At 70.3% G+C, this 20,276-nt stretch carries 20 protein-coding genes; 4 read left to right on the top strand and 16 right to left on the bottom strand.

All coding sequences use genetic code 11. The annotated features are described in order from the left end of the window. Positions 1-53: 53 nt before the first annotated feature. Positions 54-1,460, bottom strand: coding sequence for an MFS transporter (locus WA670_RS10265; RefSeq protein ID WP_336157578.1), 1,407 nt, complete (start codon positions 1,458-1,460; stop codon positions 54-56). A gap of 26 nt (positions 1,461-1,486) precedes the next feature. On the opposite strand from WA670_RS10265, the gene WA670_RS10260 reads away from it, so the two are divergent. Further along, complete coding sequence (locus WA670_RS10260; RefSeq protein WP_037815304.1) at positions 1,487-2,020, top strand: CGNR zinc finger domain-containing protein; 534 nt, start codon at positions 1,487-1,489, stop codon at positions 2,018-2,020. A 149-nt stretch (positions 2,021-2,169) separates the two neighbouring features. On the opposite strand, the gene asnB is transcribed toward WA670_RS10260, so the two are convergent. From asnB to WA670_RS10230, 6 genes are all read right to left on the bottom strand, one after another. Beyond that, a complete protein-coding gene (gene asnB / locus WA670_RS10255) occupies positions 2,170-3,999 on the bottom strand; it encodes an asparagine synthase (glutamine-hydrolyzing) (RefSeq protein WP_037815305.1) in 1,830 nt (609 codons plus the stop codon). Positions 4,000-4,027: 28 nt separating this feature from the next. Further along, complete coding sequence (locus WA670_RS10250) at positions 4,028-5,221, bottom strand: cytochrome P450 (RefSeq protein WP_336157577.1); 1,194 nt, start codon at positions 5,219-5,221, stop codon at positions 4,028-4,030. 16 nt (positions 5,222-5,237) lie between these two features. Beyond that, the gene (locus WA670_RS10245) at positions 5,238-6,470 is read right to left on the bottom strand and encodes a multidrug effflux MFS transporter (protein WP_037815307.1); all 1,233 of its coding nucleotides are present in this window, start codon (positions 6,468-6,470) and stop codon (positions 5,238-5,240) included. A gap of 121 nt (positions 6,471-6,591) precedes the next feature. Next, on the bottom strand, positions 6,592-7,599 hold the full coding sequence (locus tag WA670_RS10240) for a helix-turn-helix transcriptional regulator (protein WP_037815423.1): 1,008 nt from the start codon (positions 7,597-7,599) through the stop codon (positions 6,592-6,594). Between the two features lie 46 nt (positions 7,600-7,645). Continuing rightward, positions 7,646-7,951: a hypothetical protein gene (locus tag WA670_RS10235; protein ID WP_336157576.1), complete on the bottom strand. Its 306-nt coding sequence runs from the start codon at positions 7,949-7,951 to the stop codon at positions 7,646-7,648. A 95-nt stretch (positions 7,952-8,046) separates the two neighbouring features. Then, positions 8,047-9,171, bottom strand: coding sequence for an alkaline phosphatase family protein (locus WA670_RS10230; RefSeq protein WP_336157575.1), 1,125 nt, complete (start codon positions 9,169-9,171; stop codon positions 8,047-8,049). A gap of 45 nt (positions 9,172-9,216) precedes the next feature. Between WA670_RS10230 and WA670_RS10225 the strand changes: the two genes are divergently transcribed. Further along, complete coding sequence (locus tag WA670_RS10225; RefSeq protein WP_078870550.1) at positions 9,217-9,420, top strand: FmdB family zinc ribbon protein; 204 nt, start codon at positions 9,217-9,219, stop codon at positions 9,418-9,420. Positions 9,421-9,769: 349 nt separating this feature from the next. On the opposite strand, the gene WA670_RS10220 is transcribed toward WA670_RS10225, so the two are convergent. After that, the gene (locus tag WA670_RS10220) at positions 9,770-10,882 is read right to left on the bottom strand and encodes a trans-sulfuration enzyme family protein (RefSeq protein WP_037815313.1); all 1,113 of its coding nucleotides are present in this window, start codon (positions 10,880-10,882) and stop codon (positions 9,770-9,772) included. A 59-nt stretch (positions 10,883-10,941) separates the two neighbouring features. Between WA670_RS10220 and WA670_RS10215 the strand changes: the two genes are divergently transcribed. After that, positions 10,942-11,457 (top strand): Lrp/AsnC family transcriptional regulator, encoded by a 516-nt coding sequence (locus tag WA670_RS10215; RefSeq protein ID WP_037815315.1) that lies wholly within the window; start codon positions 10,942-10,944, stop codon positions 11,455-11,457. A gap of 27 nt (positions 11,458-11,484) precedes the next feature. Here WA670_RS10215 and WA670_RS10210 read toward each other — a convergent pair whose 3' ends face one another. From WA670_RS10210 to WA670_RS10180, 7 genes are all read right to left on the bottom strand, one after another. Beyond that, positions 11,485-13,251, bottom strand: a complete 1,767-nt coding sequence (locus WA670_RS10210; protein ID WP_336157574.1) for a 3-hydroxyacyl-CoA dehydrogenase family protein — start codon at positions 13,249-13,251, stop codon at positions 11,485-11,487. A gap of 114 nt (positions 13,252-13,365) precedes the next feature. Further along, a complete protein-coding gene (gene dhaM / locus WA670_RS10205) occupies positions 13,366-14,052 on the bottom strand; it encodes a dihydroxyacetone kinase phosphoryl donor subunit DhaM (RefSeq protein ID WP_037815318.1) in 687 nt (228 codons plus the stop codon). Then, positions 14,049-14,672 (bottom strand): dihydroxyacetone kinase subunit DhaL, encoded by a 624-nt coding sequence (dhaL, locus tag WA670_RS10200; protein WP_037815424.1) that lies wholly within the window; start codon positions 14,670-14,672, stop codon positions 14,049-14,051. The genes dhaM and dhaL overlap by 4 nt, the downstream gene beginning before the upstream one ends. After that, positions 14,672-15,673: a dihydroxyacetone kinase subunit DhaK gene (dhaK, locus tag WA670_RS10195; RefSeq protein WP_037815320.1), complete on the bottom strand. Its 1,002-nt coding sequence runs from the start codon at positions 15,671-15,673 to the stop codon at positions 14,672-14,674. The genes dhaL and dhaK overlap by 1 nt, the downstream gene beginning before the upstream one ends. A gap of 78 nt (positions 15,674-15,751) precedes the next feature. Further along, complete coding sequence (locus WA670_RS10190; protein ID WP_037815321.1) at positions 15,752-16,747, bottom strand: hypothetical protein; 996 nt, start codon at positions 16,745-16,747, stop codon at positions 15,752-15,754. Between the two features lie 47 nt (positions 16,748-16,794). Continuing rightward, the gene (locus WA670_RS10185; RefSeq protein WP_037815322.1) at positions 16,795-17,070 is read right to left on the bottom strand and encodes a hypothetical protein; all 276 of its coding nucleotides are present in this window, start codon (positions 17,068-17,070) and stop codon (positions 16,795-16,797) included. Positions 17,071-17,080: 10 nt separating this feature from the next. After that, on the bottom strand, positions 17,081-18,778 hold the full coding sequence (locus tag WA670_RS10180) for a sodium:solute symporter family protein (protein WP_336157573.1): 1,698 nt from the start codon (positions 18,776-18,778) through the stop codon (positions 17,081-17,083). 254 nt (positions 18,779-19,032) lie between these two features. Here WA670_RS10180 and WA670_RS10175 point away from each other — a divergent pair, with 254 nt between their 5' ends. Beyond that, positions 19,033-19,458, top strand: a complete 426-nt coding sequence (locus tag WA670_RS10175; RefSeq protein ID WP_238604488.1) for a hypothetical protein — start codon at positions 19,033-19,035, stop codon at positions 19,456-19,458. A gap of 16 nt (positions 19,459-19,474) precedes the next feature. Here the strand turns inward: WA670_RS10175 and WA670_RS10170 are convergent, their stop codons facing one another. Then, complete coding sequence (locus tag WA670_RS10170) at positions 19,475-20,188, bottom strand: TetR/AcrR family transcriptional regulator (protein ID WP_336157572.1); 714 nt, start codon at positions 20,186-20,188, stop codon at positions 19,475-19,477. Between the last annotated feature and the right edge of the window lie 88 nt (positions 20,189-20,276).

The raw sequence follows: 20,276 nt of genomic DNA, 5'->3' as shown, positions 1-20,276 counted from the left end.
AATCGTCCCCCGTTTCCAGCTTCCTCCTTTCAGGTGACGAAACAGCGGTCAATTCATCCCTGAGCGTTGCCTCCGGAGCCGTCCCGCAGCAGCCAGCCGCCCGTGAGTCCGCTCACTGCCGCGAGCACACCGCACACCAGCAACACCAGCAACACCCCGTGCGTCGCCCCGGCACTCCCCTCGCCGCGGGTCGCGTAGACCGCACCGGACACCGCGATCCCGAGCGCCAGCCCGAGCTGCCGGGAGCTGTTCGCGGCCGCGCCCGCCGTGCCGCCGTACTCCGCGGGGACCGAGGCGATCGCCACCGCGGGAAAAACCGGGGACACGATGCCCGCACCGATTCCGGTGAGGACCAACGCCGGCAGCAAGGCGATCCAGGTCGGGCTGAGCAGCACCGCGACCGCGGTCAAGCAGCCGAAGCCGATCAGCACCGTCGCGCCGCCCAGCACCCGGCCCGGCGATCTGGCGTGCAACCGTCCGCTGATCAGCGCCGACACCGCGACGAACACCACCACCTGCAGCGCCAGCACCGCCGACGTCGCCGCCGAACTGAGGCCGGTCCCGTTCTGCAGCCACAACGAAATCACCGGCAGCGCACCGAATCCGGCGAAGTAGTAGCTGAACGCGACGAGCAAAACTCCGAGGAACCGGCGCGTCGCGAACAAGGCGGTCGGCACCATGGGTGCGCTGCTGCGCCGTTCGACGACCACAAACGCTCCGATGGCGACCGCTGTGACCAGGTACCCGATCACCGCACCAGCAGACGACCAGCCGCGATCGCCGCCGGTGATGACGGAATAGGTGAGGCCCGTCGCGGCGAGCGAGAACGTGGCGATGCCCGGGTAGTCGACGGTGCGGCCGCGCGCTCGCGGCCCCTCCTTCAACGACGTCGCCGCCATGACGATCGCGACCGCGCAGATGGGCAGGGAGACGAAGAAAATCCAGCGCCAGCCGAGCACCTGCGCGAGCACACCGCCGGAGAAGGTGCCCACCGCGCTGGCCACTCCGGCGACCGTTCCCCAGACCGCGAACGCACGGGCCCGGTCCCGGCCCTCGTAGGTCAGCCCGACCAGCGGCAGGATCGTCGCGAACATCGCCGCGCCCGCGACGCCCTGCACGACCCGCGCGGCGATCAGCTCGCCGGGCGTTCCGGACAGGCCGCAGGCGAGCGTCGCGACGGAGAACAGGACCAGTCCGGCGAGGTAGACGCGCTTGCGGCCGAGGAGATCGCTCAACGAGCCGAAACCCAGCAGCAGACCGGCGAGCGCGACCGTGAAGACGTCCACGATCCATTGCAGCTGCCCGTATCCCGCACCGAGCTCGGCTCCGATCGCGGGCAGCGCGACGGTGACGATGCTGGTGTAGACCAGCAGCAGGAACGTGCCGACGCACGCGGCGATCAGCGGAACCCAGGACGGCGCGGCCACCGCGGGTTCGGCGCGACTCGTCAAGTGAGGCATACCTAAGATCGTGGTGTAATAGGCTTATGACGCATAACTCTTACTACCGGAGTTTCCTCAAGTTTGTGACCGGCCTCACCAACGATCGCCCGGCGGACGTCGCTGACCTGGTCGGACGCTGGGACGAGCCGGAGATGGGCCCGGTCCCGCCCGTCGCCGACGAGGACTTCCCGGAGGTGAGCGCCTTCCTGGACCGGTGGGTCGAGGTCATCGACTCGACCGGCGAAGCGGACCGGGTCCGGTTGCTGAACGCCCTGCTGGCCGAGGCCGCCGCCTACCCGAGGATCACCGAGCACGACGGGTACAGCTGGCATCTGCACTACCAGGACGACGGGATGCGCCTGCCCGCGGTGTTGCGCGGGGTGACTTCCGTGGCGGCGGCCCAGTACCTGACCTCGACCAGCCTGCACCGTCTCGGCCGCTGCGCCGCGGCGGAATGCCGCCGAGCGTTCGTCGACTTCACCCGCAGCGGGACGCAGCGGTACTGCACCCACGCCTGCGTCAACCGCGACGCGGTCCGGAGGCACCGGGCGCGCCGGAAGGAAATGCTTTCGCCGTAAGGGGTTTCCGTTGCCAACGCCCGTCCGGCCACCGGGGTCGAGGTCCGCGCGCCGCGGACTCGCCGCGACCGGAGCGGCCTCGGCCGAGGCAACCGGATGTCGGTGCGCAGCGCGGCCGCGCGGCAGTCCGGCGGCAGCGATTTCCGGGTTCACAGCGCCAGATCGTGGTCGGCGAGCCAGGAGTCCAGTTGCACCATGAACTCCAGCCCGGACCGGGCCGGCCAGCCGTTCGCGGACCCGAGCCGGGCCGTCGCGCCGCCGTCGATCAGCGCGTGCACGGGGGTGCCGGGAGAACCCGCGAGCCGCGCGAACTCGGCGCGCAGTGCCGCGTCGTATCCCGGGTCGTGCGTGATCGGGTACGCGCTCTTCTTCCGGTTCGCCACCGGTTCGGGGAGCAGGTCGCCCGCCGCCGCCCGCAGCAGGCTCTTTTCCTTGCCGTCGAAGAACTTCATCCGCCACGGCACGTTGAACAGGTAGTCGACCAGCCGGTGGTCGCAGAACGGCACCCGCACCTCGAGGCCGACCGCCATGCTCATCCGGTCCTTGCGATCCAGCAGCATCGGCACGAACCTGGTCACCGCGAGGTAGCCGACCTCGCGGATCCGCCGCGCCTCGGCGTCCTCGCCGGGCAGCACCGGCACCTCCGCCAGCGCCTCGGCGTACCGCTGGGCACGGTAACCCTCGACGTCCAGGTCCGCGAGCAGCCCGGGATCCAGCAGCCCGGACAGCGCCGGGAGCAGGTCGTACCCGGCGGCCACCCACGGGAAAGTGTCCGCGTCGCGCAGCTCCGGCACGTGGAACCACGGGTAGCCGCCGAACAGTTCGTCCGCGGCTTCCCCGGACAGCGCCACCGTCGACCGTTCCCGGACCGCGCGAAACAGCAGGTACAACGAGGCGAACGCGTCGCCGAGCAGGGCCGCGGGCACGTCGTGCGCCCTCGGGACCACGGCCCGGGTCGAAGAAGCGGCGAGTTCGCCGAGCCCGAGCACCAGGTTCGTGTGCTCGGCCGCGACGTGCCGCGCCATTTCCGCGGCGAACGGCGCGTCCGGCGATTCGTGCACCAGGCTGGCGGCGAAATCCCGTTCGTTGCCCGCGAAATCGACCGAGAACGACCGGACCGGACCGGTGCCTTGAGCGGCGAGCGAGCGCGCCGCCAGCGCCGTCACCACGCTGGAGTCGAGGCCGCCGGAAAGCAGGGTGCACAGCGGGACGTCGGCGACCAGCTGGCGTTCCACGATGTCCTCGAGCAACGCGCGGACAGTCCGCACGGTGGTGTGCAGATCGTCCTGATGCTCGCGTGCCTCCAACGCCCAGTACCGCTCGATTCGCCTGCCCTCGCGGCCGAAGACCAGCAGGTGTCCCGGCCGCAGTTCCCGCATGCCGCGGAAGATCGCGTGCTCCGGGGTTTTGACCCCGGCCAGCAGCTCGCGCAGCCCGTCCCGGTCCACCACCGGCGCCACGTCGGGATGCGCGAGGATCGCCTTCGCCTCCGAACCGAACAGCAGCCCGCGGCCTGCCGGGCAGTAGTAGAGCGGTTTGATCCCGAGCCGGTCGCGCACGAGCACCAGTCGCTCGCTGCGGGCGTCCCAGATCGCGAACGCGAACATCCCGTTCAGCCGCCGCGCCATCCCGGTGCCCCACTGCAGGTACGCGTGCAGCACCACTTCAGTGTCGCTGGAGGTCCGGAACCGGTGGCCGAGCGCGGTGAGTTCCGCGCGCAGCTCGCGGTAGTTGTAGACCTCGCCGCTGTAGGCGATCGTCAGCACCGTGGCGCCGAGGTGCTCCAGCGTCATCGGCTGGCTGCCGCCCGCCGGGTCGATCACCGAAAGCCTGCGGTGGCCGAAGGCCACGTGCTCGTCGAACCAGCAGCCGTGCGCGTCCGGGCCCCGGCACGCCATCGCCTCGGTCATGTCCTGGAGCACCTGTGGTTCCCGGCCGGGAAACCGTTCGAAATCCGCCCACCCCGCGATGCCGCACATCGGATCTTCGCCTCCTCTACGCCTGGATTCACCAGGTCACCGGGAATTCGTGGATGCCGTAGATCTCGGCATCGGTCTTGAACCGCAGCCGCCGCACGGGCGCCGCGGCGCGCAGGCCGGGCAACCGGGTCGCCAGCGCGGTGTAGACGATGTCCAGCTCAGCCCTCGCCAGATGCTGGCCGAGGCACTGGTGCGGGCCGTGCCCGAACGCCAGGTGGTCGCGAGCGCCGCGGCGGGAGCCGGGGAACACCGCCGGATCGTGATCAGCCGCGTTGCACAGCAGTACGACCACCTCCCCCGCGGCGATCCGTACGCCGTCGAGACGCACGTCCTCCGTGGCCACCCGGGTCGGGATGAACTCCGCGATCGTGAAGCGGCGCAGCAACTCCTCCACGAGCAGCGGAGCGCGTGCCGGGTCCGCACGCAGCGCCGCCGCCAACATCGGCCGTTCGGCCAGCTTCAGCGCGCCGAGCGAAATCATGTTCGCCGTCGTCTCGTGTCCGGCGACGAGCAGCAGGAAAGCCATCCGCACCAAGGCCGTCCGCCGGTATTCGCCGTCCTCGCGGCCCTTCCGGATCTGGCGGCCGAGCAGATCGTCGGGCGGGGCCGCTTCTTTTTCGACGATCAGCGTCTCCAGCGCGGCCAGCAGTTCGTCGATCGCCCGCAGCCGCTGCGGCGCGGTGGCGGTGCGCAGCAGCATCGTGGTGGAGCGGGACTGGAAGAAGTCGTGGTCGGAGTAGGGCACCCCGAGCTGTTCGCAGATCACCCGGGAGGGCACCGGCAACGCGAGCGCGCGGACCAGGTCCGCGGGTTTCGGGCCGGCCAGCAGGGCGTCGAGGCATTCGTGCACGACGCGTTCGATCCGCGGCCGCATCCGCCGGACCCGGCGGACGGTGAACTCGCCCGCCACCGCGGATCTGGCGGCGCGGTGCTCGGCGCCGTCCATGGAGATCATCGTGCGGCGGAAGGCGCCCGGCTGGCCGTCCACGGGAAAGGGGAAACCCTGCCGTTGCCGGTCGGCGCTGAACCGGTCGTCGGCGAGCACGGCGCGGATGCCGCGGTGCCCGGCCACTGCCCACACCGGCATCCCGGACGGCAGCCGCATCCGCACCGGGCGGGCCGCGTCCCGCACCCGCACGTGCTGCGCGTTGGGCCGATACGGGCAGGCCCGGGCGAGCTCCAGTTCGGGAGCCGCGGTCAGTTCGTCTTCCGGAACGGGCACGGGAATCTCCTTTCGCTCATGCGGTTTCGGGCTCGCCGTTCCCTTCCCCCGGGCGCGCGAGCACGAACAGGGCAACCGCCGCCACGAGCGCGAAACCCAGCACCGCGACGGCGGTGGACAGCGCGGTGGTGGCTCCGGCCGCGCCGGGCAGCGGGGCCGCCGCCGCGCCGATCAGGAACTGCGCGCCGCCGATCAGGCCGGAGGCCGCGCCGGGTGCGTCCCCGCCGATCGCGAGGATGATCGTCGTCGAAGCGGGCAGCACGATGCCGAATCCGAAGGTCGCGCCGAACAGGCAGATCCAGGTCGTGGGCACCGTGCTGACACCGGCGAGAAGCAGCAGCACGAGCGTGCCCGTCGCGAACGCCATCACGAGCACGCCGATCGTGAGCAGGGTGTTCAGCCGCACGCGTCCGGCGAGCCGGGCGAACAACGCGCCGGCCAGGACGGTGCCGGCCGCGTTCGTCGCGAAAACGAGGCTGTAGACGGCGGGCGACAAACCGTAGCCGTCCTGGAAGACGAACGGCGAGCCGCTGATGTAAGCGAACAACGCGCCGATCCCGCAGCCGGCGACGAGGAGATGCCCGACCAGCGCGCGCCGCCGGAGCAGCCGGCCCATCGCGGAGGCCGCCCGCCGGGAGCCGCCGGGAAGCCGCCGGTGCGCGGGCAGCGATTCCGGCACCCAGTAGCCGACCCCGGCCAGGAGCAGCATCCCGGTCACGGCGAGCACCGCGAACACCAGCCGCCAGGAGCCCAGCCCGACGACCGCCCCGCCGAGCACCGGGGCCAGCACCGGCGCGGTCGACCCGATCACGCTCAGCGCGGTCAGTCTGCGAGCCGCGCCCGCGCCGGTGAACAGATCGCTGATCACCGCCCGTCCGAGCACGATCCCAGCGCCGCCCGCCACCCCCTGGCACAGCCGGGCGAGGTCGAACACCGCGAGGTTCGGGGCGAGCGCGCACACCGTGGAAAAGACCGCGAACAACGCGGCGCCGGCGAGCAGCAGCCGACGGCGGCCGAGCGTGTCGCTGACCGGGCCGAGCACGAGCTGCCCCGCCGCGAATCCGACGAGACACGAGGTGAGCGAGAACTGCACCGCCGCGGTGGTGGTCCCGAACGAGGAGACGATCTGCGGGAATCCCGGTGCGTACATGTCGACCGCGAACGGCGACACCGCGGAAAGACCGCCGAGGACGAGGACCAGCCGTCCGGTTCCGGTACGCGGGGTCGCGGTGTCGATGCCGCCGTTCATGAGCCTCCACTCCGTCCGAGCCACGACGCGGCCGGCGAGCGACCGCTGCCGTCATCGTCGGCGGCTCGGCGCGGTTGTGGTGTGGAGCGCGAGGCTCAGTGCTGTGGAGACCGTTGCGGCGTCAGGTCCGGTCGCGGCGGAACCGGGCGGGCGAACTCCCGCGGTCCCGGCGGAAGGCGTACCCGAAATTGCTCGCCGACGCGTATCCGACCTCGGACGCGATCCGCGCGACCGGCCAGTCCGTCTCGACCAGCAGGACCGCCGCCCGGTCGAGGCAGCGGCGCCGGTGGTGCTCCATCACCGGAATCCCGTACAGGGACCGGAATCCGGTGGTGAGCCGGCGCACCGACATCGCGGACGCCCTGGCCAGCTGAGCCAGCGTCGGCGGGTCGTGGCGCTGCTGCCACAACAGGTCGGGGACGCGGCGCAAAGCGGCCGCCTCGTGGTCTTCCAGCTCGGGTTCGCCGGTTTCGGCGGGCGCGGCCCCCAGCCCGTCGGCCAGTGCGGCGAGCGCGGCCATCAGCCGGGATTCCAGGAACAGCAGGCGGCCCGCGGAACCCCGGCGATGCGCGAAGATCTCCCGCAGCGGATCGGCGGCGGGCAGCAACGCCGTCGAGCGGCCCAGATACCGCTCGCGGGCCAGGTGTTCCGGCCCGATCGCGGGCAGCGAGTACGCGCCGAGGTCCTGGAGGTAGGACTCCAGCCCGGTCCAGGTCCCGGTCACCGAGACCGCGCGATAACGCTCCCCCGCCTCGTATTCGACCATTCCTTCGAGAGCGCTGCGGGAACTCAGCGACACCGCGCTGGCGCGCATCTCGCCAATGCCGGCTCCGGACTCGCGAATGCGCATCCGCCCGCCGAGGCAGTGCTCCAGCTCGAAATGGTCGCCGGGGAACCGGTATTCGACCCGGTGCGTCCCGGAGAACTCGACGTCGTAGCGGACGAGCGACAGCCCGCGGCGCAGCGTCGTGACCTCGATCGCGCCGTCGCCGAACTCCGGCCGCAGCCGGTGCCGGACCGTCCCGTCGGGCCCTGGTTCGGCGCACGCGATCGACGACAGGTAGGCCGCGTGGCTGTCCTCGGCCGCGGCGGAGCCGGTCGGACCGCAGATCTGGTGAGACTGGATCACGACAAGCAAGGGTAGCCTTACTCGCTGGCTCGTGTCGTTTCCTCGTTCACCAACGCCGGTTCGGCCGCCACCGTGCCCGGGCCTCCCAGCAGGGCCGATGCCAATGCCTGCGATCCGCGACGCCGCCGGTCTCGTCCGCGGGCCACACGACCAGGTGCGGGACGCCCGGGCGGATCTCGTGGTCGCAACCGGGACAGCGGTAGGTCTTCGCGGCCTGCGAGCCGGGGACCGTGCGCACCAGCCAGTCGCCGTCGGGGGCGGATTCGCTGCGGGCCCAGCCGCTGACCGCGCCGGCGTCCGGCCGCTCGACGGGACCGGGACGGCCTCGGCCGGGTCGATTGCGTCTGGGCACGCAGCCACGGTAACCGGACGTCGGGACGGTTCGGCCACACACCCCGAGCCGCACCCGCCGACGCCGCGGAAGGTGCGTGAACTCCGGCAGGGGGGTCAGCCTCGGGCGATCGCCAGTGGGACGAGTTGCTCCGCCGACGTCAGCGAGCCGTGCTGGCCGACCAGGTTCGATTCCACGGCCTCGGCGAGTTCGCGAACCATGCCGAAGGTTCCCGTCGCCGCGGCAACGACGTCGCCGATCCGCGGGCGCACCCGATCGCTCACCGCCGCGCCGAACCAGCCTGCCGCGATCGCCTCCTCGCGCGGCAAAACCCAGGCCCGCTGACCGAGGACCTCACGCCACGCGGCCACCACATCCGCCGTCGCGCCGGGTTCGGTGTAGACGTGCCGCGCGCGGACCTCGCCGCCGAACGCGCGGACGCCTGCCAGCAGCTCCGGAGCGTCCTCCAGGTTCAGTTTCTCCTCGACGGTCACCATTCCGTGGTCCGCCACCACCGCCAGCACGGCACCGGCGGGCAGTCCGTCCACAATGGACTCTACCAGCCGGTCGACGTGCCGGAGCTGCATCCGCCACGCGGTCGAGCCGGGGCCGTAAAGGTGGCCTAGCAGGTCCAATTCGCTGTGGTAGGCATAGCAAAACGCGCGAGATGAGAGGATGTCCAGTGTTCGCGCGGCCAGGTCGCCCAGCGCGTGCACCCCGGCGTATCGGGCACCGCTTTGCGTCGCCTGGGTCAGGGCAGTGTTGGCGAAATGCGCCGAGGACACCACCGCGGCCTCGATCCCCGCGGCGGCGGCGCGTTCGAAGGTCGTCGGGAGGGGTTGGACTTCGCGGGGCGGCAGGGCGCCTCGGAGGTCGCTACCGTCATCGTGGGAGCGCCAGCGCAAGGCGTTCAGGACGCCGGTTCCCGGAATCTCGAAGGTGTAGCCGACCATGCCGTGCTCGCCCGACGCCAGACCGGTGCCGATCGCGGCGACGCCGGCGGCGGTGGTCGACGGGAAGCCGACTCGCAGGGGGCTGCTGGCGAGTTCGGTGAGGACGGGGGCGTCGGCGGCGTGCTGGGCGAGCAGTTCCCAGCCGAGGCCGTCGATGAGGAGCACGCACGCGCTGCGGGCTTCGGGCAGCGCCAGGCCGCCGTCCTCGCCGGGCACGCCCAGCGCGCCGAGCAGGGCGGGAGCGACCTGGCCGAGGTGCGGAACATCCGCGTACTGAGGCACATCCACCCGGACAGCTTCCCACCAACGCGGCCCGCCAGCGATAATCAACGCATGCCCACCTACGCCTACCGTTGCCGCGACTGCACCGAGACGTTCGAACTCCAGCGCCCGATGGCCGAGTCCAGCGCGCCCGCCCCGTGCCCGGAGGGGCATACGGACACGGTCAAGCTCCTCACGACGGTCGCGCTCACCGGTTCGGCCTCCGCGCCCGCACCGGCTGGCGGAGGGTGTTGCGGAGGCGGTTGCTGCAGCTGACCGGCTCGCATCGCGGCTGGGGCGCCCGGCTGGCTAGGGGCTGGCTGGCGGAGCTTCCCGCCCAGCTCGGCACTGTTACCGCAGCCGATCAGCGCACCTCGCGACCGGGCCAACCGGCTGGCGAAGGGCTCGGCGCCGAAACTGGTCGGCAAAGCTTCCCGCCTAGCCCGGCACGGTTGCCGCAGCCAATCAGCGCACGTCGCGACCGGGCCGACCGGTTGGCGAGGGGCTCGGCACCGAAGCTGGTCGGCGGAACTTCCAGCCCAGCCCCGTGCTCACCGGTCCGGCGAACTCCTGAACCCCGGCATCCACCGCCAACCCCGGCGGTGGATGCCGCGAGCACACCCGATCAGCAGGACTTCAGCGCCTGATCCAGGTCAAGCCACAGGTCCTCGACATCCTCCAGCCCCGCCGAAAGCCGCAGCAGGCCGTGGGTGATGCCCGAGCCCGTACGGTCGTCCTCGGCGACGATGCGGTGCGTCAGCGAAGCCGGGTGCTGGATCAGCGTGTCGACGCTGCCCAGGCTCACCGCGGGCGTGATCAGCCGGACCGCGCCGATGACCGCGTGGGGGTCGCCGGTTACCTCGAAGGCCACCAGCGGGCCGCCCAGTTTGGGGTAGTGCACGGCGCTCACCGACGGGTGCGAAGCCAGGCGCGAAGCCAATACGGCGGCAGTCTCCGAAGCGGCCTTCACTCGCAGCGGGAGTGTCGAGAGGCCGCGCAGCAGCAGGTATCCGGCGAGGGGGTGCAGCACGCCGCCGGTCGCGAAGCGCAGGGAGCGCAGGCGCGCGGCTTCCTCGGCGTCGCAGGCCACGATGCCGCCCATGACGTCGCCGTGGCCGCCCAGGAACTTGGTCGCGCTGTGCAGCACCATTCGGGCGCCCAGCCGGCCGGGGCGCTGCAGGACTGGCGTCGCGAAGGTGTTGTCGACCAGGACCGGGACGTCGCCGCAGGCCTCGGTCAGGGTGGCGATGTCCAGTTCGCTCAAGGTCGGGTTCGCGGGCGTCTCCACGAAAACCAGGCCGGTGTCGGGGCGCAGAGCCTCCGCGACATCCTCGGGCGCGGTCCAGGTGACCTCGGTGCCCAGGAGGCCGGTGGTCAGCAGGTGGTCCGTGCAGCCGTACAGCGGCCGGACGCCGACGATGTGCCGTTTTCCTTGCGATACCGCGGAAAGCAGGCACGCGGAGACCGCCGCCATGCCGCTCGCGAAGGCCACGGCGTGGTCGAAGCCTTCGAGTTCCGCCAGCGCCTGCTCGAACCGTTCGACGGTCGGGTTGCCGATCCGGCCGTAGATGCCGGTGACGTTCCCGCCCGCGGCGAACTCGTCGATCCGGCGGGCCTCCTCGGCACTGTCGCGCGCGGGGTAGGTCGTGGAGAAGTCGAGCGGGGCGGCGTGCAGGCCGAGGTCGGCGAGATCGTCGCGACCGGCGTGGACGGCTCGGGTGCGCAAGGCGGAAGTCATGGCAGTCACGTTCGGACACGACACGGCGGCAACGCAACGATCTCGGATAAGATTCAGCGATGAGCGAGACCGTCGAACTGAGTCCGGTTGATCTTGAGATTCTGCGGGTGTTGCAGAACGATGCCCGGACGTCGAACAAGGAGCTCGCGGCCGCGGTCGGGCTCGCGCCGTCGACCTGTCTGGACCGGGTGGCGCGGCTGCGCGAGACCGGCGTGATCACCGGACAGCACGCCAAGGTCGACGCGGCGAAGGTCGGGCGTCCGCTGGAGGCGTTCCTGTTCGTGCAGGTCCGGCCGCATCGACGGCCGCTGGTCGAGCAGTTCGTGGAACATCTCCTGGCACTGCCGGAGATCCGCGCGGTTTACCACCTGACCGGGCCGGACGACTTCCTCGCGCACGTCGCCACCACTTCGGCCGCCGAGTTGCAGCGGCTGGTGCTGGACGAGCTCACCTCCCGCGACGAGGTCGCCCGCGTGCACACCAACCTCGTGTTCCAGCAGTGGCAAGGCGGCCCGCTGCTGCCGCCGGACGGCGAACCCGCGCAGGGCGCGCGCATCCGGCGGCGCGACCGGTGATCGGACCGTTCTCTACCCATAGAAGCGTCAGTAGTCCTTGAAGCCCTTGCCGGTCTTGCGGCCCAATCGTCCCGCCGTCACGAGGTGTTCCAACAACGGTGCCGGCGCGAAGCCTTCTTCGCGGAACTCGTTGAACAGCGTCCGCTCGATCGCCAGCGACACGTCCAGCCCGACCACGTCCAGCAATTCGAACGGCCCCATCGGCAAACTGCAGCCGACCTTCATGGCGGTGTCGATGTCATCCGCCGACGCGTAATGCGCTTCCAGCATTTTCACCGCGTCGTTGAGATACGGGAACAGCAACGCGTTCACGATGAATCCGGCCCGGTCACCGCAATGCACCGGGTGTTTGCCGACCGCCGCGCACACTGCCGTCGCGGTCGCGGTGACATCGGGAGCGGTGGCGATCGTCGACACCACTTCCACCAGTTTCATCACCGGTGCGGGGTTGAAGAAGTGCAGGCCGATCACGTCACCGGGGCGCGAAGTCGCCGCCGCGCATTCGATGACCGGCAGTGAGGACGTCGTGGTGGCGAGCACCGCACCCGGCTTGACGACCTCGTCCAGCGCCGAAAACACCGCCTGCTTAACAGAAAGCTCCTCGGCCACCGCTTCGACCACCAGGTCGACGTCGGCCAATTCCTCGAATTCCGTCACCGGCCGGATCCGGCCAAGCGCGGCCGCAGCGTCCTCTTCGGACAGTTTGCCCTTCACCACGGCCTTGTCGAGCGACTTCTTCACTTTCGCCACCGACGCTTCGGCCTTCTCCATGCTTCGCGCCCGGAGCACGACGTCAAAACCGCGCTTGGCAAACACTTCCGCGATGCCGGTCGCCATTGTCCCGGTGCCGATCACGCCGACAGACCGCACTTCGCGAGCCACCGAAGAGTCCACTTCGGACGAAGTGACCGAATCCACCACCACCGGCGAATCAGGTGCGTCGTAGGTGTAGAAACCGCGTCCGCTCTTGCGGCCCAGCTGCCCCGCGGTGATCATCTGCTTCAGCAACGGCGCGGGCGCGTGCAGCCGGTTCCGGGATTGGTGGTACATCGTGTCGAGGATTTCGTACGCGGTGTCCAGCCCGATCAGGTCGAGCAGCGCGAGCGGGCCCATCGGGTAACCGCAGCCGAAACGCATTGCCGCGTCAAGATCTTCGCGGGTGGCATAGCGCTGTTCGTACATCCGCACCGCGTGGTTGAGATAGCCGAACAGCAGCGCGTTCGCGATGAACCCGGCCCGGTCTCCCATCACCACCGGCGATTTGCCCAGCCGCTGCGCGAATTCCACGACGTCGGACACCACGTCCGGCTCGGTGACCACCGTGCGCACGACCTCGACCAGCTTCAGCACCGGAGCCGGGTTGAAAAAGTGCATCCCGATGACCTTGCCCGGCCGTGCGGTGTGCACGCCGATCTCGGTGATCGACAGCGAGGACGTATTGGACGCGAACACCACGTCCGGCCGGGTCACCTGGTCCAACTGGGTGAACACCTCAGCCTTCGCCGCGAGGTTCTCCGGGATCGCCTCGATCACCAAGTCCACTTCGGACAGTTCGGTCAGCGAGGTCGTGGTGCGGATCCGGCCGAGCAGCGCCTCGCGGCCCGCCTCGTCGAGCTTGCCGCCCGCGAGCGCCCGTTCGGTCGAATGCCGCAGGTGACCGAGGCCGCGTTCGACCCCGGCCTCGTCGAGTTCCACCGCGACCACGTCGAGCCCGCTGCGGGCGAGCACCTCGGCGATGCCCGCGCCCATCGTGCCAAGACCGACCACACCGACCGTCGAGATTTCCCGTGCCACAGGGCCTCCAGAGGTTACCCGCTGGTAATTGCCGCTCACTGTGCCACGCGAGACCCTCGAAAGCACATCGGAATCGAGTCAGTCCGGGCGAAGTCACCCGGTCGGAAACCGGCGTTACTCCCCGAAGTTCGACTCCACCAGCTCGGCCACCTTCGCGACCGCCTCCGCCGCCTGCAGCCCGCGAGCCCGCACCACGATCCGGTCGCCCTGGCGCGCACCGAGCGACATCAGCGCCAGCACGCTGTGCGCGTCCGCCTCCTGCTCGCCCAGCCGGATCGACACCTCGGCCTCGAATTCCGCCAGGCTGCGCACCACGACCGCGGCCGGGCGCGCGTGCAGGCCGACGTCGTTGGTCAGCGTGAATTCCTTCTCCACCACGCCTTCCTCGCCGGCCGCCGACAGCTCCACCGCGGCCAGGTCAGGTGCGACACCGGCGCTCGCCGCGGCCTCGCCCACCGCCTTGGCGTTCGCGCCGCCCTGCGCTGCGACGGCCGCCGCCACCGCACCTTCCACCAGCGGCGCGTCGACCACGACCGCGGCGGACGGGTCAGCGAGCGATTCGACCGCCAGCTCAGCGGTCATCTGCGCGCTGCCGAGGTCGTACAGCAGCACCACGCCGTCGCCGGAATCCGCCCGCTGAGTGGCCGCGACGACCTCGTCGTAGTCGGTACCGATGCCGCCGCCGTCGGGCAGCCCGCCCGCCGGGACGATCCGGACGTCCGGGGCCATCTGGGCCGCCAGGTCGGCCAGGCCCTCGGCCAGTTTCGCGCTGTGCGACACAAGAACGATTCCGACGGTCACCGGGCCGCCTCCGCGAACGCGCGCAGCAGCAGCGCCGTCGAACGAGCGCCCGGATCCATGTGCCCGACCGCGCGTTCCCCGAGGTACGAGGCACGTCCCTTGCGCGGGATCAAGTCCACAGTGGACTCCGCACCGCGGTCCGCTCCGTCCGCCGCCGCGGTGAGGACGTCCGCGATCGTTCCGTCCGCAGCGCCTTCAGCCGCGGAGAGCGCCGGGATCAGCGCATCGACCATCGTCGCGTCGCCGCCCACTGCCTTGCCGCGCGCCTGCACGCCTTCCAATGCTGCCCGCAACGCGTCCAGCAGCAACGGCACATCGATCTCCGCCGCGTCGCCAAGCTTCGCCGACGCACGCAGGAAAGCCGTCCCGTAAAGCGGTCCGGCCGCGCCGCCGACCTTGGAAATCAACGTGGTGGCAGCGAGTTTCACGACTCCGGCCGGGGTTTCCGGCACCGCGGTCTCCAGCGCGGAGACGATGGCGGTGAACCCCCGGCTGAGGTTCTCGCCGTGGTCGGCGTCGCCGATCGCGCGGTCCAGGTCCACCAGTTCGGTGCGGTGTTCGGCGATCACTTCGGCGGCGGCGCGCAACGCGGCCGCGACCCCTTCGGCAGTGCAGGCCATCAGATCCCCCACCGCAGCGCGGGCGTGCGCACCGGCGCGTCCCACAACTGCGTAAGCTCGTCGTCCAGTTTCAGCAGGGTCAGGCTGATGCCCTGCATTTCCAGGCTGGTGATGTACGGGCCGACCAGCCTGCGTTCGACCAGGATCCCGCGCTCGGCCAGCAGCCGCTCGGCGATGCCGTGCGCGAGGTACAGCTCCAGCTGCGGCGTGCCGCCCATCGAGTTCGTGAACAGCAGCACCTTGTCGCCGGATTCGAACGGCAGGTCGGACACCACCGCCTCGACCATCCGGGCGACCAGCGCGTCCGCCGGTTCGGCCGGGATTCGCTCGCGGCCGGGTTCGCCGTGGATGCCGATGCCGAACTCGATCTCGTCCGGTCCGAGGTCGAAACTCGGCTCGCCCGCGTGCGGAACGGTCGGCGCGGACAGCGCCACCCCGATCGACCGGACCTGCCCGATCACCTTGCGCGCCAACGCTTCCACGTCATCCAGCACATCGCCGCGCTCGGCCGCCGCGCCGACGATCTTCTCCAGCAGCACGGTCCCGCCGACGCCGCGCCGCCCGGCGGTGAACGTGGAGTCCTTGACCGCCACGTCGTCGTCGATGACCACGCTGCGCACGTCCAGGTCCTCGGCCGCGGCCAGTTCGGCGGCGGTCTCGAAGTTCAGCACGTCGCCGGTGTAGTTCTTCACGATCAGCAGCGCCCCGGCCGGTCCGGTGGTCGCCGCGATCGCGCCCTGCACCGCGTCCGGGGTCGGCGAGGTGAACACCGGCCCGGGCACCGCGGCGTCGAGCATCCCGGGGCCGACGAACCCGCCGTGCAGCGGTTCGTGCCCCGACCCGCCGCCGGACACCACCGCGACCTTGCCCGCCACCGGCGCGTCCGCGCGCACGACCAGCGCCGGATCGTCGCGCACGCGCAGCAGGTCCGCGTGCGCGACCGCGAGCCCTCTCAGCGATTCGGCGACGACGGCCGCCGGATCGTTGATGATCTTTTTCATGGCGGACCTCCGGCACCTCGGCGTCGTGGACGACCCCAACCTATGAGGTCGCCGGGCGCGCCGCAAAGCGCCCCCTGGTCACGCCGCGGGCAGTTTCCCGGCCAGCTGCTTGGCGAGCCCGACGGTCTTGCCGCACGGGTCGTCCTTGTCCGGCTGCGCGTCGGAGTTCGTGTACTCCAGCTGGACCACCTCGACGCGCTCTTCCTTCCACTGCCGGTGCTGCCATTTGACCTGGCAGCTCGACCCGGAGGTGCCTTGCTTCGAGTACGCCTGGCTGGGCGTGCCGACGTCGGCCTTCAGCCAGCCGTCGCCCTCGCTCGGCGCGACGCCGGGGAACATCGTCACCCGGACGCTCGGGATGAGGCCCCATTCGCACGAGTGCAGTCCGGACGGCCGCGGCTTCCCGCCCTTCACGACCCCGTCCACCGCGGCCGGGTCGAGCACCGTGCACGGGTCGACGGCGAGCAGCGTGCCCGGGCCGGGCGTGTACTTCTGCGGGTTGTTGTGCAGCTTCTCGACCGCCGTCGCGACGAGTTTGCGGCCCGCGGCGCAGGCGTCGCCGCCGGTGTAGTCGATCCGGAAGGAGACGCCGATGGCCGGGTTCCGCGCGGTGAGCGCGCTGACGACGCAGCCGGATCCGCCGCCGAGGTCGGGCACCTCGACCTGCGGCAGCCCGCCGACCACGCCGGTGGTCTTGTCGGAGGCGAACGTCACGAGCCCGCCGACGTCGACGCTCGCCCGGATTTCCTTGCCGCCCGGGTCGGTCGCCTTCGCGACGCAGGAGTCGAACTGCGTGCTCGACGCGGTCGCCTCGCCCTGCATCGTGCCGAGCGGGCTCATCGCGGTCTTGTCCACGAACTGGCACGGCAGCACGTCGCGCAGCACGGCGGGAGCGACCGCGGGATCGGTGATCGGGCCGGACGTCGCGGCGCTGTCCCCGCCGGCGGGGACAGTCGTGCGCGCGAAGTTCTCCTTGCCCAGGTTCGGACCGCCGCACGCGGACATCGCGATCACGCCCGTCGCGACCAGGGCGGACAACTTGAGGAACCGGCCGAACCGGCGATCGTGCACCACGTCCGGCAACCTAGCGGGCGAGGCTGCCGGACGTGGGCTCAACCCGGTTATTCGGCGGGTGAGGTTTCCGTCGTTTCCGTGCTCGGCGGCACGACGAGCGGCCGCAGCACCGCCCACAGCACGAACATCGCGGTCACCACCAGCAGGCCGATGCCCGACCAGAGGTTGATGTTCACGTCGGCGGCCTTCTTGAGGTCGTCGTCGCTGGTGAACCCGGCGCCCATGATCGTGAGGATCACGCCGTAGACGCCGAGCAGCAGCGCGATGATCAGCCGGATGTCGAAGGCGCCCGCCTTGTGCGGCCGCGAGGTTTTCTCGGTCATGCGGGCCTCCTCAGAAGATGATGTTGAGAGCGATCGTGAGCACGAGGACGATGCCGGCCAGCAGGCCCGGCTTGCGGTACCAGCCCGCGTTCTCGCCCGTGTTGTCGTGCTTGAGCGCGTCGCGCGGGGTCAGCGAGTAGACCAGGCCGACCAGCTGCGCGTCCGGCTTCGGCTGAGTGGCCAGGGAAACCCCGACGCTCACCACGATGTCGACGACGAACGCGGTGCCCGCGGCCACGAAGCTGGTGCCCTGCCCGGCGAGCGACAGCACGTCCAGCTGCGACAGCGCCCAGATCGCGATCGCCGACGCGGTACCGGCCACCAGGCCGATCCACCCGGCCGCCGCGGTCATCCGCTTCCAGAACATGCCGAGAATGAACGTGGCGAACAGCGGCGCGTTGAAGAAGGAGAACAGGTCCTGCAGGTAGGTCAGGATGTTCGCCGACTGCGACGCGACGAACGCGGTGCCGATGGCCAGCACGGTCGCGACGACCGTGGTCTTCCGGCCGAGGCTCAGGTAGTAGCCGTCCGGCTTGTCCTTCTTCACGTACGTCTGCCAGATGTCGTACGTGAAGACGGTGTTGAACGAGCTGAGGTTCGCCGCCATGCCCGCCATGAACGACGCGAGCAGACCGGCGATCGCGATGCCGAGGATGCCGTTGGGCAGCAGGTCGCGCATCAGCAGCAGGAGCGCGTTGTTCGCGGTGACCCCGCTCGGCGCGGTCTTGTCCTGCAGCAGAAGTCCCTTGTCCTGCATGTACTCCGGCACCACGACGCCGGCGATCATGCCGGGGATGATCACGATGAAGGGCACCAGCATCTTCGGGAACGCGCCGATGATCGGCGTCCGCCGCGCGGCCGACATGCTCTTCGACGCCATCGCGCGCTGGACCTCGACGAAGTTCGTCGTCCAGTACCCGAAGGACAGCACGAAGCCGAGACCGAACACGATGCCGAGAACGGACAGGAAGTTGTTGCCGAAGCCGGTCAGGTTGTCGCCGGGCCAGGAGTGCAGCTGCGCGGTGCCGCCGGGGCCGTCGGTGATCTTCTGCACCAGGCCCTGCCAGCCGCCGACCTTGACCAGGCCGACGATGGTGAGCGGCAGCAGCGCCACGACGATCACGAAGAACTGCAGCACCTCGTTGTAGATCGCGGCGGACAGCCCGCCCAGCGCGGTGTACGTGAGCACGATGGCGGCCGCGACGACGATCGACACCCACAGCGGCCAGCCCAGCAGCAGCTTCACGACGCTGGCCAGCAGGAACAGGTTCGCGCCCGCGATGAGGATCTGCGCCGCGGCGAAGCTGATGCCGTTGACGAGGTGTGCCGTCGGACCGAACCGCCGCCGCATGAACTCGGGGACGCTGCGGACCTTGGAGCCGTAGTAGAACGGCATCATCACCAGGCCGAGGAACAGCATCGCCGGGATGGCGCCGATCCAGAAGTAATGGACGGTCGGCAGGCCGTAGAGGACGCCGTTCGCGGACATGCCCATGACCTCGACCGCGCCGAGGTTCGCGGAAATGAACGCCAGACCGGTGACCCACGCCGGCAGCGACCGGCCCGACAGCAGGAAGTCGAGACTGCTCGACACCTGCCTTCGCGCGAGATAGCCGATGCCGAGCACCAGGACGAAATAGAACGCCAACTCGATGTAGTCGATCGGACTCGCGTCGAGCCGCAAGTTCGCGTCGGCGAGGAACGGCACCCTGCCACCTCCGAATCAAACATTCTCACACAGAAAACACCATCGTTCCTGTCAGACCGGCACAGTACTGCATGGATTCCGAAGAGGCACCCCGACACCGCGGTTTTTCACCAACCTGCCGCTGACCTGTGCATTCCGCGTGCCCGGAAGCACCCGTGTTGAGTCCTGTCGCTTCGCTCGCCAACCCCTCACCAACGGGACAGATTCACTCGTTCCGGGGTGCTGCTCGGCGTCGGGCCCATAAGATCCCGGCGATGACCGGCCCCGCGCTGCCCCTCCCCGGACGGCTTCGCGCCGCTTTCGGGCTCGTGGTCCTGCAAGCGCTGCTGAACGGCGCGTTCGGCGTCTTCGCCCATCGGCAAATCGACAAGCAGCGCGCTGGCGGCGAGGAACCGTTTTCGATTCTGTACTCGCTGGAGTACCTGTCGTACGCCTTCGCCGCCGGACTGCTGACGGCCGGGATCGTGGTTCTGCTCGGCTACGGCTGGGGCCGATGGGTCCTGCTCGCGGTCGAGGTACCGTCCGCGCTCGGCGGACTGCTCAACCTGGCGGGCGGTGGCGCAGCAGCGGCGGCGGGCCTGGTGCTGGCTGGAGTGGTGGTGACGACGTTGTTCCACGCGGAAGTGAAGGCGTGGTTCGCTGCGAAAGCTGCTCAGCGTCGCGCCGGGTCGGCGGTCTGACGCATTCCCTCCGGCGTCATCGGCTGGCTTCGTTGAGCCGGGCGAGCCATTCGCGCAGCAGACCGGCCTCGAAGACGCTAAAGCCCGCTTCGGTGACCGGGTCGGCGTCCTTGGTGGGGGTGACGATTCCGAGCAGGGCCTGCGCCCGGTCGGCGACCGGGGAACTTTCGGGGGCCGGTTGGTCGATCAGCGCGTCGAGCACCAGGTCGCCCAACGGCCGGATCACCTCGATGTCCCGCGATTCTTCCGGCTGGGCCAGCAGGAGCAGAACCGCGCCGGTCGTGGACGCCTCGATCGCCACCGCGGCCGCCTCGACCGGCACTCGGAGCCTGCCCTGCGCGTTGGCGCGTTCGAGCATGCCGCACAGGATGGCCCGGTTTTCCGCCGCCGCCGCGGGCTGCTTGCCCGGCCGGACGGTTCCGTACATCAGCGTGTAGATCGCGGGATTGGCCAGCCCGAACGCGACGTGCATCTCCCAGCCGTGACGCAGGTCCTCGACCGGATCCTCGCTGGGCTCGAGCGCGTGCTTCTCCGCGAGGTAGCTCTCGAAACCGAAGGTGACCACGGCGTCGAGCAGCCCGTCCTTGTCCGCGAAAAGCCGGTACAGCGTCGGAGTTTGCACTCCGGCCGCCGCCGCGACCGCCCGGGTGGACAGCCCCGACGGGCCGGCCGTCGCCAGCAGTTTCACCGCTTCGCTCAGGATGCGCTCGCGCTGGTCGTCCGATGCCATGTGCCGACGATAACAGATTCCTGTTGACGTTGACACTGACGCTGTCATCGGAATAGCGTTATCAACGTCAACAGCGAAAGGAACCTCT

The organism is Amycolatopsis sp. VC5-11 (genome assembly GCF_037034185.1).
In the GTDB taxonomy this organism is placed as follows: Bacteria; Actinomycetota; Actinomycetes; order Mycobacteriales; family Pseudonocardiaceae; genus Amycolatopsis; species Amycolatopsis nivea.
Note: the sequence above shows the minus strand (reverse complement) of the source record. Positions and strands in the feature narration are given on the sequence as shown.